General features: G+C 41.9%; 14 protein-coding genes and 1 pseudogene. 14 read left to right on the top strand and 1 reads right to left on the bottom strand.

Features of this window, described 5'->3' with window-relative positions:
* The first annotated feature begins 4 nt into the window (after nucleotides 1-4).
* The 11 genes from AB9N12_RS07340 to folK all read left to right on the top strand — a co-directional run bounded on the left by AB9N12_RS07340 (nucleotide 5) and on the right by folK (nucleotide 9,337).
* A complete protein-coding gene (locus tag AB9N12_RS07340; RefSeq protein WP_369891004.1) occupies nucleotides 5-430 on the top strand; it encodes a barstar family protein in 426 nt (141 codons plus the stop codon).
* Nucleotides 431-603: 173 nt separating this feature from the next.
* Nucleotides 604-2,400: an RHS repeat domain-containing protein gene (locus AB9N12_RS07335; RefSeq protein WP_369891002.1), complete on the top strand. Its 1,797-nt coding sequence runs from the start codon at nucleotides 604-606 to the stop codon at nucleotides 2,398-2,400.
* On the top strand, nucleotides 2,387-2,908 hold the full coding sequence (locus AB9N12_RS07330) for an HYD1 signature containing ADP-ribosyltransferase family protein (protein WP_369891000.1): 522 nt from the start codon (nucleotides 2,387-2,389) through the stop codon (nucleotides 2,906-2,908). The genes AB9N12_RS07335 and AB9N12_RS07330 overlap by 14 nt, the downstream gene beginning before the upstream one ends.
* A 105-nt stretch (nucleotides 2,909-3,013) precedes the next feature.
* A complete protein-coding gene (locus tag AB9N12_RS07325) occupies nucleotides 3,014-3,478 on the top strand; it encodes a macro domain-containing protein (RefSeq protein WP_369890998.1) in 465 nt (154 codons plus the stop codon).
* A 580-nt stretch (nucleotides 3,479-4,058) separates the two neighbouring features.
* Nucleotides 4,059-4,958: a methyltransferase domain-containing protein gene (locus AB9N12_RS07320; protein ID WP_369890996.1), complete on the top strand. Its 900-nt coding sequence runs from the start codon at nucleotides 4,059-4,061 to the stop codon at nucleotides 4,956-4,958.
* Nucleotides 4,959-4,961: 3 nt separating this feature from the next.
* The gene (locus AB9N12_RS07315) at nucleotides 4,962-5,843 is read left to right on the top strand and encodes a cell division protein FtsX (protein WP_369890994.1); all 882 of its coding nucleotides are present in this window, start codon (nucleotides 4,962-4,964) and stop codon (nucleotides 5,841-5,843) included.
* A 111-nt stretch (nucleotides 5,844-5,954) separates the two neighbouring features.
* Nucleotides 5,955-6,197, top strand: coding sequence for a DUF3098 domain-containing protein (locus tag AB9N12_RS07310; protein ID WP_369890992.1), 243 nt, complete (start codon nucleotides 5,955-5,957; stop codon nucleotides 6,195-6,197).
* A gap of 2 nt (nucleotides 6,198-6,199) precedes the next feature.
* A complete protein-coding gene (locus tag AB9N12_RS07305) occupies nucleotides 6,200-7,054 on the top strand; it encodes an undecaprenyl-diphosphate phosphatase (RefSeq protein WP_369890991.1) in 855 nt (284 codons plus the stop codon).
* Complete coding sequence (gene truB / locus AB9N12_RS07300; RefSeq protein ID WP_369890990.1) at nucleotides 7,054-7,776, top strand: tRNA pseudouridine(55) synthase TruB; 723 nt, start codon at nucleotides 7,054-7,056, stop codon at nucleotides 7,774-7,776. Before AB9N12_RS07305 ends, truB begins: the two co-directional genes overlap by 1 nt.
* Before the next feature lie 17 nt (nucleotides 7,777-7,793).
* A complete protein-coding gene (gene queA / locus AB9N12_RS07295) occupies nucleotides 7,794-8,852 on the top strand; it encodes a tRNA preQ1(34) S-adenosylmethionine ribosyltransferase-isomerase QueA (RefSeq protein ID WP_369890989.1) in 1,059 nt (352 codons plus the stop codon).
* Nucleotides 8,852-9,337, top strand: coding sequence for a 2-amino-4-hydroxy-6-hydroxymethyldihydropteridine diphosphokinase (folK, locus tag AB9N12_RS07290; protein ID WP_369890987.1), 486 nt, complete (start codon nucleotides 8,852-8,854; stop codon nucleotides 9,335-9,337). The genes queA and folK overlap by 1 nt, the downstream gene beginning before the upstream one ends.
* Here folK and AB9N12_RS07285 read toward each other — a convergent pair.
* Nucleotides 9,312-9,500, bottom strand: coding sequence for a hypothetical protein (locus AB9N12_RS07285; protein WP_369890986.1), 189 nt, complete (start codon nucleotides 9,498-9,500; stop codon nucleotides 9,312-9,314). The two genes, folK and AB9N12_RS07285, sit on opposite strands and share 26 nt — an antisense overlap.
* A 221-nt stretch (nucleotides 9,501-9,721) precedes the next feature.
* On the opposite strand from AB9N12_RS07285, the gene metK reads away from it, so the two are divergent.
* The 3 genes and pseudogenes from metK to AB9N12_RS07270 all read left to right on the top strand — a co-directional run bounded on the left by metK (nucleotide 9,722) and on the right by AB9N12_RS07270 (nucleotide 12,567).
* Complete coding sequence (gene metK, locus AB9N12_RS07280; protein ID WP_369890984.1) at nucleotides 9,722-11,014, top strand: methionine adenosyltransferase; 1,293 nt, start codon at nucleotides 9,722-9,724, stop codon at nucleotides 11,012-11,014.
* Between the two features lie 134 nt (nucleotides 11,015-11,148).
* Nucleotides 11,149-11,736, top strand: a complete 588-nt coding sequence (locus AB9N12_RS07275) for a TIGR00730 family Rossman fold protein (RefSeq protein ID WP_369892831.1) — start codon at nucleotides 11,149-11,151, stop codon at nucleotides 11,734-11,736.
* A pseudogene (locus AB9N12_RS07270) lies at nucleotides 11,733-12,567 on the top strand (DUF4271 domain-containing protein). The gene AB9N12_RS07275 and the pseudogene AB9N12_RS07270 overlap by 4 nt, the downstream one beginning before the upstream one ends.
* Nucleotides 12,568-12,570: the final 3 nt, after the last annotated feature.

Genomic DNA, 12,570 nt, shown 5'->3' with positions numbered 1-12,570 from the left:
TTCAATGAAACATATAATATTTACAGATGAATGGAATAAGGATTTCTTTTCTAATGCTTATATTGGATACGTATCTTCTGTAGCTACAGAAAGAGAACTATACACTGAATTGTCTAATATTCTCCAATTTCCATCTTATTTTGGAAAGAATTGGGATGCATTAGACGAACTTTATCGCGATTTTAATTGGATTGAAGATGAGGAGATTGTAATTGTTCATAATGATTTATCAGAGCTGTCTTTAAATGATCTTAAAACATATATCGGGATTATAGTAAATAGCATAGACTTTTGGAACCATTACTTGAATGATCCTCATACTCTTCTATATGTTTTTCCAAAAAGTGAGAAAAGAAAGATTGTAGATATAATACATGAATGTATGCAAACCTGTGTTTTTGAGTTTCGTTTAAAAATAGAAGACTTATAATCATAGAGTTTTAGTTGTTAGACTGAGTGTCTTGTCCTGATTTAAGTTGGCTAAAGCAACCTATTCATTTGGAGTCAAGAATAATCCTAGTACGGGATTTACTCCTTATCAACAAATTTAAATTGTCTTACCCTGATACAGATTGACTAAAAACCAATTTATATCAGGGTAATTTGGTTTCTTGCGACTACGGTGCTTTGAGCGATGCTATTATTGAAAATGGTATCCGCCATATTTGCAAAGAAACTGATGCCGATGGGCGTGAATTAGTGAAAGAATACGACCGCTATGGACGTGTAGTGAAGCAAATTACGCCTGACTTGACAACTGTCTATACCTATGACGATACGGAAAACCTGTTGCTTTCCGCAGTGTCAAGCAATGGCAGCGCTCTGCACAATACTTACGATGAGTATGGCAGACTGCAAACGCAGCGCGAAGAAGCTCCGGATGGCAAATGGCTTGAAAAAGTGTACAGCTATACAGCTGATGGATTACCTGCGTCTATCGCTTATTTTTCGCAAAATGGTATATTAGCTACAGAGCAGTTGTCTTATCAGAACGGCTTCCTGACAGAAGTTCGTCTTGCGGACGGAACGTTGGTCTATCGTCACGATGAAGAGAATTCACTGGGACAGTTGACGAAGCTTACTTCGGGCGGAATGCAGCGTACCTATGAGTTTAATGAATGGGGCCTGCCTGTAAGACGCAGCATCACCCGTGCGGATGGGAGTGTAATGTTCGACCACAGCTACCGTTTCAATGTGGCGAATAACAATCTTGAAAATCGTACGGATGGAATCAGAAACTTGTCTGAGGATTTTGATTATGATACCTTGAACCGTTTGTGTTCTTACGGTAATAAAACCGTTCTTTATGATAATTATGGTAATATTCGTTGGAAAGGTGATGCCGGGGAACTGGTTTATACCAATCCGAACCGTCCTTATGCCGTGACGGGTTTGGCTCCTGTTGGAGACAATCCGGTGAAGTCTGAACTTAACATCACCTATACTGCCGGTGAGCGTCCTTCTGTCATCATGCAAGATAAGAAGAAAGCCGTGTTGACATATAATGCCAACCACAACCGCATCCGTATGCAGTTTTCTGTAAATGATTCGATGCAGTTGTCACGCTATTATTTGGGAGGTAATTATGAATTGGATATTGACAGTACGGGTACGCAGGAAAGGTTATACTTAGGTGGTGATTATTACGATGCCCCTGCTGTACTGGTAAAGCAAAGTGGTCGTACTTCTATTTATTTCATCCACCGTGATTACTTGGGTAGTATTCTGCAAATAACAGATACGCAAGGAAATGTGGTGGAAGAAAACAACTTTGATGCCTGGGGTTGTAGGCGTAATCCTTTGACTCATGAGGCATATGCGAATGAGAGTGCTCCGGAATTGATGCTGGGTAGAGGTTTTACAGGACATGAACATTTGCCGATGTTCGGGCTGATAAATATGAATGCCCGTTTGTATGATCCTGTATTAGGACGTTTTCTGAGCCCTGACCCTTATGTACAGATACTTGATTATACGCAGGCTTTCAACCGTTATAGTTATTGTATGAATAGTCCGCTGTGTTATGTGGATGAGAATGGAGAGTTTATTTGGTTTGTAATAGGTGCTGCTGTTATTGGCGGAGCAATCAATGTGGCAACCCATTGGAAAAGCATAGATAACTTCGGGCAAGGTTTGGCTTATTTTGGAATTGGTGCAGCTGCCGGTGCTATTGGTGCTGCTACCGGTGGCGTAGCCGGTGGTGCAGGTTTTATAGGTGGTGCTATCGGTGGCTTTGTCGGTGGTGCGACATCCGGTTTCACGCTTGGTTTCGGCAATACGTTAGTAGATGGAGGAAATATCTCTGATGCTTTTTCCAATGGTCTTAATGGTGCATTTTATGGTTCTATCACAGGTACTGTGGGGGGGTGGATTGATTGGTGGTGGTATGTCTTTCATTAAAGGACAAAATTTTTGGACTGGACAGAATATCGCTCCGGGAAGGAATGCGTTCTCTTTGAAGAATACACCAATAAATACGGTTGAGCATCCAAATGCTATCTCCTTTGATAATATTCCTGATATTGCGTTATTGGATAATCCTACATCGTCAGTTGTACCGGAGTCGCAAACCACTTTAACACATTATACTACAGAACAAGGGTACAAAAGCATAATGGAAACAAAACAGTTATTACCTTCTACAGGTAATATACATGCTAGATTTGGTGATGGTCAGTATTTGACAGATTTAAACTCATTAGATTATACAGCAGGTCAATTATCCAGAAGGTTATATAGAGTTCCTTGGAATACTAGCCATCTAACTCATTATATTAAGGTTGATGTGACAGGGCTAAATGTTGTAAGAAATGCTTCATACAATTATTTAATTCCAAATAATCAGGCTTTAGATATTAGTAATAGAATAATCGAAAGTGGAATAACCATTTTTAAGGTTAAATTCTAAATAAAGAGGAATTTTTTTGAATAACAAATAGAAAAATTTACTTTTACGGGATAGAAATTCTATTCGGGAAATGAAATATTAAAGTACTATTTAAAATTTTAGAATATGATTAATTATATAAAATATGGGGATATTTTCGCGTTACCTGATGTGCACTGTTATGCACATGGTTGTAATTGTGCTGGTGCAATGGGGAAAGGAATCGCATTGCAATTTAAACATAGGTATCCTAATATGTATCTTCAGTACAAAAAGTTATGTAAAGATGGAGTATTTAAATTAGGAGATATTTTTGAATATAGATTAAACGATGAATATGTATATAATTTAGGTACGCAGAAAGATTGGAAAACGAAAGCAACCCTGGATGCTTTGAGAAACTCTGTTTGGAAGATGCTTGAGTCTGCAACAAAACAAAATATTACAGCAATAGCGATGCCCAAAATTGGTGCTGGATTAGGTGGATTGGTTTGGGAAGATGTTAAGTATATACTTGAAACGGCTGCTCTGCATTTTCCAGATGTAGATATTATTGTTGTGGAGAACTATCAACAAGTAAACAGAATTTAGTATTTTACCCTGATATAATTTGATTGAATGTCAATTTATATCGGGGTATTTTTATCTGAGATTTTTTTCACGATGCATCAATTGATTTGCTTCAGAGCTGCACCGTTCATAAAAAGGGAGGGTATTCGTATGAGATGAGTATACTGTTTGGAGACACTTGGCGGGAAATCTCTATCGTGATGGAAAAGTGGAGGGGCAGATTGTTGCTTGGAGTAATGAAGAAGAATCGGGATAGTACTTCGTAGCCATTGCTAAAACAGGTAAGCCCGTAACAAAAACGTATTACGACTACTTAAAGCGGGAAGTTCGTACATCGCAAGTTCGCTTTGACGGACAAAATTTTTGGACTGGACAGAATATCGCTTCGGGAAGGATGTCTTTTCTTTGAAAAATGAAAGCGATTCCAGATGCAATACGAAATTCTGTTTGGAAGATGTTTGAGTCTGCATCAAGACAACTCTTCTATTAAAAGTCCTTAATGAAACCCCAATCCATCACTTTTTATTTGTTTCTTTGCACCAAATTCGGGTATAGTGTTATCTTGTCATTCGAGGCAGCACTTAATTTTGCTTAGAAATTAATGGAGAAACTCAGTATAAATGCTTGTCCGGTGTGTGGCGGCGCGCATTTGAAACGCGTCATGACTTGTACGGATTTTTATGCTTCGGGCGAACAGTTTGAACTGTATTCGTGTGAGGACTGTGGATTTACATTCACACAAGGAGTTCCCGTGGAGGCGGAGATAGGCAAGTATTATGAGGCTCCCGACTATATCTCTCACACTGATACGCGCAAGGGTGCGATGAATAGCATCTACCATTATGTACGTTCCTATATGCTGGGCCGCAAAGCGCGCTTGGTAGCGAAGGAAGCGCATCGTAAAACAGGGCGTTTGCTTGATATAGGTACGGGAACCGGTTACTTTCCCGATACGATGATTCGTCGGGGCTGGAAAGTGGAGGCGGTGGAGAAAAGTCCGCAGGCGCGTGAGTTTGCGAAGCTGCATTTTGATCTGGACGTAAAGCCCGAATCTGCTTTGGAGGAGTTTGTGCCCGGTAGCTTTGATGTTATTACCCTTTGGCATGTGATGGAGCATTTGGAACACCTTGGTGAAGTCTGGCAGCGACTTCATGAGTTACTGACTGAAAAAGGAGTACTGATTGTGGCAGTGCCCAATTGCTCTTCTTATGATGCCAAACGCTACGGTGAATATTGGGCGGCTTATGACGTTCCCCGTCATCTTTGGCATTTCACTCCGGGCACTATACAACAGCTGGCTTCCCGTCATGGTTTTATTATGGCGGCTCGTCATCCGATGCCGTTCGATGCGTTTTACGTATCCATGCTGAGCGAAAAACATCGTGGCAGTTCATGCAGTTTCCTGAAAGGGATGTTTGCCGGGATATTAGCATGGTTGAATGCTTTAGGACGTAAAGAACGCAGTAGTTCCATGATTTATGTATTTCGAAAAAAAAGATAACGCATGGGAAATCAAAAAAAATATAAGTCAGGTTCGATCTTCGATATGCAGTTCATCACGTCCAGTATCAGTACGACACTGGTGTTGCTGCTGTTAGGGCTGGTTGTCTTTTTCGTATTGACGGCGCACAATCTTTCTGTATACGTCCGCGAGAATATCAGTTTCTCCGTTCTTATCAGTGACGATATGAAAGAGGCGGATATACTGAAACTTCAGAAGAAACTGAATCAGGAACCTTTCGTGAAACAATCCGAATACATCTCTAAAAAACAAGCATTGAAAGAGCAGACGGAGGCGATGGGAACCGACCCGGAAGATTTTCTGGGCTATAACCCCTTTACCGCTTCTATCGAAATCAAGCTCCATTCCGACTATGCTAATTCCGACAGCATTGCGAAGATAGAGAAAATGATTACAAAGAATACCAACATACAAGATGTGCTCTATCGAAAGGAACTGATTGACGCGGTGAATGACAATATACGAAATATCAGTCTGGTGCTACTCGCTCTGGCAGTGGTGCTCACATTTATTTCTTTTGCCTTGATAAACAATACGATAAGGTTGGCCATCTACTCGAAACGCTTCCTCATTCATACGATGAAACTGGTGGGGGCGAGTTGGGGATTCATCCGGGGACCATTCCTTCGAAAGAATGTATGGAGCGGAATACTGGCAGCCATCGTTGCCGATTCCGTATTGATGGGAACCGCCTATTGGGCAGTGACGTATGAACAGGAATTGCTTCAGGTCATCACGCCCGGAGTCATGTTGATTGTCTGTGCAAGTGTATTGGCTTTTGGAATTGTAATAACGTGGCTATGTGCTTATTTCTCCATGAATAAATATTTGAGAATGAAAGCCAACAGTCTGTACTATATTTAGCGGATTGCGAACGGCTGGTTACAAACTTGTGTTTGTATGATTAGCATCCGTAACGCCCGACTGATAGATGATGGGAATGATTGTAATTAGTAATTTGTAATTAAATAAACTATGTCTGACAAGCAGAAATTTGCCTTTGATAAAGTGAACTTTATCTTGCTCGCGATAGGGATGGCGATTGTTATTATCGGTTTTATATTGATGACGGGACCTACATCGTCCGAAACCTCTTTTGAACCTGATATTTTCAGTGTGCGTAGAATCAAGGTAGCGCCGGTCGTTTGCCTGTTTGGCTTCTTATCTATGATTTATGCCGTATTGCGAAGACCTAAAACACAAAAAACAGGAGAATAAAAATGGGTGATTTAACGACACTTGAGACGATTATTATTGCTATTGTAGAAGGATTGACAGAGTTTCTTCCGGTTTCTTCTACAGGGCACATGATTATTACGCAAAATATTTTAGGAGTAGAAAGTACTGAATTTGTAAAAGCGTTTACTGTTATTATCCAGTTTGGCGCGATTCTTTCGGTTGTCTGCCTTTACTGGAAGCGTTTTTTCCGGTTGAATCATACACCGGTTCCTGCAGGAACTTCCGCTTTGAAATGTTTTCTGCATAAATTCGATTTTTACTGGAAGTTGCTGGTTGCCTTTATTCCTGCTGCAATTTTGGGTTTTCTGTTTAGCGATAAGATAGACGAACTGCTGGAAAGTGTAGTGGTAGTGGCAGTGATGCTGGTTATCGGTGGTATATTCATGCTGTTCTGCGATAAGATTTTCTCGAAAGGAAGCGAAGAGACCGTGCTGACAGAAAAAAAGGCAATCAATATCGGTTTGTTTCAATGTATTGCTATGATACCAGGTGTATCCCGGTCGATGGCTACCATCGTCGGAGGTATGGCTCAGAAGTTGACTCGCAAGGATGCTGCCGAGTTTTCGTTCTTTCTTGCCGTGCCAACTATGTTTGCAGCAACCGGCTATAAAGTCTTGAAACTCTTCCTGGATGGTGGAACCGAGATTCTTGTCAACAATATGCCGGCACTTATTATAGGCAATGTAGTAGCTTTTATCGTCGCTTTGCTGGCTATCAAGTTCTTTATCAGCTTTGTTACGAAATATGGTTTTAAGGCATTTGGCTGGTACAGAATTATTGTTGGTGGAACCATTTTGGTAATGCTGTTGCTTGGATACAACTTAGAAATTGGCTGATGAATTTTAAAAAAGGAGAAGTACTGTTTTTCAATAAACCCTTCGGATGGACTTCGTTTAAGGTAGTAGGGCATGTACGCTATCATATTTGCCGTCGGATCGGAGTGAAAAAACTAAAAGTCGGCCATGCCGGGACACTGGATCCTCTTGCAACAGGGGTGATGATTGTATGCACAGGCAAGGCTACCAAACGAATCGAAGAGTTTCAATATCATACGAAGGAGTACGTCGCAACGTTGCGTTTGGGTGCTACTACCCCGTCATACGATTTGGAACATGAGATAGATGCCACCTACCCTACCGAGCATATCACAAGGGAATTGGTAGAAGAAGCGTTGACGCACTTTATCGGTGCCATCGATCAGGTACCTCCTGCCTTCTCTGCCTGTATGGTAGATGGCAAGCGTGCCTACGAACTGGCTAGGAAAGGAGAGGAAGTCGAACTAAAAGCAAAGCAGCTTGTTATCGATGAGATTGAATTGTTGGAATGTCGCTTGGACGATCCGGAACCGATGATTCAAATCCGTGTCGTATGCAGCAAAGGAACATATATTCGTGCTTTGGCGCGTGATATTGGTGAAGCGCTCCATAGCGGAGCTTATCTGACAGGATTGATCCGCACTCGTGTAGGTGACGTCCGGTTGGAAGATTGTCTGAACCCCGAACACTTTAAAGAGTGGATCGACGGGCAGGAGATAGAAAATGAGGAAGAAAATAATTAACGTAATAAAGAATAGATATGAAATTATCACAATTCAAATTTAAGTTACCGGAGGATAAAATCGCTTTACATCCAACAAAGTATAGAGATGAGTCGCGTCTGATGGTATTGCATCGTAATACAGGTAAGATTGAACACAAGATGTTCAAAGATGTGTTGGATTACTTTGATGATAAAGATGTGTTTATATTCAATGATACGAAGGTGTTTCCTGCCCGCTTGTACGGTAACAAGGAGAAGACGGGTGCTCGTATCGAGGTATTCTTGTTGCGTGAGTTGAATGAAGAACTTCGTTTATGGGATGTATTGGTTGATCCGGCACGTAAGATACGTATCGGTAACAAGTTGTATTTTGGGCCGGATGATTCAATGGTGGCTGAAGTAATAGACAACACCACTTCTCGTGGGCGTACGCTCCGTTTCCTTTACGACGGACCTCATGACGAGTTTAAAAAGGCATTGTATGCTTTGGGTGAGACTCCGCTCCCCCACTCTATCATCAACCGTCCTGTAGAACCGGAAGATGCTGAACGCTTCCAGTCTATTTTTGCCAAGAATGAGGGCGCGGTGACTGCTCCGACTGCTAGTCTGCACTTCAGCCGTGAGTTGATGAAACGTCTGGAAATCAAAGGTGTGGACTTTGCATATATTACTTTGCACGCCGGTCTGGGTAATTTCCGCGATATTGACGTAGAGGACTTGACCAAGCATAAGATGGATTCGGAACAAATGTTCGTAAACGAAATGGCGGTGAAAACAGTGAATCGTGCCAAAGATAACGGTAGAAATGTATGTGCGGTAGGTACGACAGTGATGCGTGCTATTGAAAGCGCAGTCAGTACCGATGGACATCTGAAAGAATTTGAAGGATGGACTAACAAATTTATCTTCCCTCCGTATGAATTTACCGTAGCCAATTCAATGATTTCCAATTTCCACATGCCGCTTTCTACCTTACTGATGATTGTAGCCGCTTTTGGTGGTTATGACCAGGTGATGGATGCTTATCATGTGGCATTGAAGGAAGGTTATCGTTTCGGCACGTATGGAGATGCCATGTTGATTTTGGATAAATAATGGCAAAAGTTTATTTGGGACTCGGCACTAACCTCGGAGATAAAGAACAAAATCTCCGGACTGCCGTGCAAAAAATAGAAGAGCAGGTAGGGAACATCGTTTCTCTGTCTGCTTTTTATATAACTGCTCCTTGGGGGTTTTCTTCCGAAAACAGTTTCCTGAATGCGGCAGTCTGTGTAGATACCGGATTGACTCCTATAGACGTTTTACAGAGAACACAGGCGATTGAGCAGGAATTGGGGCGTACGAAGAAATCAGTCAACGGTATATACAGTGACCGTCTGATTGATATTGATCTGCTGCTTTATGATGATTTGATACTTTCCACTACTTCTCCCTCCGGAGCAAAGTTAATCCTCCCCCATCCGTTGATGGCAGAACGTGACTTCGTCATGAAACCGCTGGCAGAAATTGCCCCCGGATTAGTGCATCCGGTACTTGGAAAAACGATGAAGGAACTTATTTCTTCTTTTTCTCCGCAATAAACACCGGCAGATAGGCAATGCATCCTATCAATATTGCATACAGTAAATGAATCTCTTGGAACGGCTTATCGATGAAATGGCAGACAATGGCATAGATGGCAATCGTGAAGCCGATATACAGTGCCAGTACCAAAAGCGTTTTTAATTTCTTGCTTGGAATCATTATCAATCTATTTATGTGTTAAATACGGGGTAAAGATACTTATTATCTCCGAAATCTCTTTATCTTTGTAGCCGAAATGAAAGTGTGGACAGATTTGAGTAGCTTGCAACCACGGAAAAAAATGCTAAAATACGTCTGATTGACGCCTTTTGGCTTATCCTTCGTAGCACAGCTTCTCCTACCCTCTTCATTTTTTAGTTCTAAATTCTAAATTTAAAAAGATGGGATACTTATTTACATCCGAATCGGTGTCAGAAGGACACCCCGACAAGGTAGCCGATCAAATATCGGATGCCGTGCTTGACAAACTGTTGGCTTACGACCCCAGTTCGAAAGTAGCTTGCGAAACACTAGTGACTACCGGACAAGTGGTGCTAGCGGGTGAAGTGAAAACTAAAGCGTATGTTGACCTCCAGCTCATCACACGCGAAGTGATTAAGAAAATCGGTTATACCAAAGGAGAGTATATGTTCGAAAGTAACTCTTGTGGCGTACTTTCTGCTATTCATGAGCAAAGTCCCGATATCAACCGTGGTGTAGAGCGTCAGGACCCGATGGAACAGGGTGCAGGTGATCAGGGAATGATGTTTGGCTATGCTACCAATGAAACGGAAAACTACATGCCGCTTTCTCTTGATCTGGCACACCGTATTCTGCAAGTGCTGGCCGACATTCGTCGTGAAGGAAAGGTAATGACTTACCTCCGTCCCGATGCCAAAAGCCAGGTTACTATCGAATATGATGACAACGGAACGCCTGTTCGTATCGATACGATCGTTGTTTCTACACAACATGATGACTTTATTCAACCGGCAGATGATTCTCAAGCTGCCCAGCTGAAAGCTGATGAGGAAATGCTGTCTATTATCCGCCGTGATGTGATCGAGATTCTGATGCCTCGTGTCATTGCTTCTATCCATCATGATAAAGTGTTGGCGCTGTTTAATGATAAAATCATTTATCATGTGAATCCTACGGGCAAGTTTGTCATTGGTGGCCCTCACGGAGATACCGGTTTGACAGGTCGTAAGATTATCGTTGATACTTATGGTGGTAAGGGTGCTCACGGTGGTGGTGCTTTCTCCGGAAAAGATCCTAGCAAGGTGGACCGTAGTGCTGCTTATGCTGCCCGTCACATCGCTAAGAATATGGTTGCGGCAGGCGTAGCAGATGAAATGCTTGTACAGGTGAGCTATGCGATTGGTGTGGCTCGTCCGATCAATATCTTTGTAGATACTTACGGTCGTTCTCATGTCAATATGACTGATGGTGAGATTGCACGTGTTATCGACCAATTGTTCGATCTTCGTCCGAAAGCAATCGAAGAGCGTCTGAAACTTCGTAATCCTATTTATCAGGAAACAGCCGCTTACGGTCACATGGGACGTGAACCACAAGTGATAACGAAGAAATTCTTCTCTCGCTACGAAGGAAACAAAACTGTGGAGGTAGAGCTCTTTACATGGGAGAAACTTGACTACGTAGATAAAATTAAGCCTGCTTTTGGTCTGTAGAATAGCCTGAAAGCAAGCTTGGCTCATTCGGTAAGAGTCACCATCTCAACTCCTTTTAGTAGATATGAGGTTGTGGCTCTTGATTTTTTTTTCGTAATTTTGCTTCCTCAATATAATAATGGATAGTGATGAAGATGAATCAGATAAACTCCGTATGCGTATATAGCGCTTCCAGTACCCAAATAGATGCTGTTTACTTCCAAGCAGCCGAGACTCTCGGACGATTGCTTGCCGAGCACCATATCCGTTTGATAAATGGAGCCGGAGGTATCGGTTTGATGTATTCTGTGGCAGATGCTGTATTGAAAAATGGTGGTGAAGTGACCGGAGTGATTCCCCGCTTCATGGTGGAACAAAACTGGCATCATACCGGATTGACAGAGTTGATAGAGGTGGAATCTATGCACGAACGCAAGCAGAAGATGGCGAATCTGAGTGACGGTATCATCGCTTTGCCGGGTGGATGCGGTACACTTGAAGAGTTACTTGAAATTATTACCTGGAAACAATTGGGGTTATACCTCAATCCGATTATAATTCTCAATACAAACGGATTCTTTGACCCGTTGCTCGAGATGCTTGAAAAGGCCATTGATGAGAACTTTATGCGTCGGCAACACGCTGATATCTGGAAAGTGGCACAGGTACCGGAGGAAGCGGTTCGGTTGCTTTATGAGACTCCTGTGTGGGATATTTCCATTCGTAAATTCGCAGCGATATGATAGGCGACACACTAAGTCTTCCAAACACGGATACCTTGACTCTTCTCCGGCAGAAACTGATTAGTCCGGTAAAGGCTGGCTGTGATAGCCTGCAATTGGAAGGCCTTCATGCTGTACAAGAGATTGATTCCGGTTTTGAAGGAACTCCTATCTCCTACTCCCCCCGTACGGACGATGCCATTGCACTGACATTGCTGGCTTGTTTCTTTCTTTCCTCCATTGCCTTAGCACGCGGAAAGAAATTTCTTTCCCAACAGGTGAAGGATTTTGTGTTGCATCGCGAACGGACGAGCATTTTTGATAGTTCTACGGCAGCTGATGTGCGTTATCTTCTTGTGCTTGTGTTACAGACCTGTGTCCTGTCGGGCATCACATTCTTCAATTATTTTCATGATATATGTCCCGCTCTGATGAACCGTGTACCTTCCCTCCTTCTGCTGGGTATTTATGTCGGTTTTTGTCTCGCTTATTTCATTCTAAAATGGTTGCTTTATATGTTTCTGGGGTGGACGTTTTTTGATAAAAATGAGAACAAATTTATGGTTAGAATCCTATTCTGCACTCATATATTATGTCGGATTTGCTCTGTTTCCGTTGGTTCTTTTCCTTGTTTATTTTGATTTGAGTTTCACGAATTTGGTTATAATCGGGTCGATTATTCTAATTTTCACTAAAATACTGATGTTTTATAAGTGGATAAAGCTTTTTTTCTATCGGTTTAGCGGGCTTTTCCTATTAATTTTGTACTTTTGCGCTCTTGAAATAGTGCCTTGTCTTTTACTGTATCAGGGTCTGATTCAAGTGAACAATATTTTGCTAATAAAATTTTAGGAC

This window comes from Bacteroides sp. AN502(2024), from assembly GCF_041227145.1.
Taxonomy (GTDB): Bacteria; Bacteroidota; Bacteroidia; order Bacteroidales; family Bacteroidaceae; genus Bacteroides.
The sequence above is the reverse complement of the archived record's forward strand: the minus strand, read 5'-3'. Positions and strand labels throughout refer to the sequence as shown.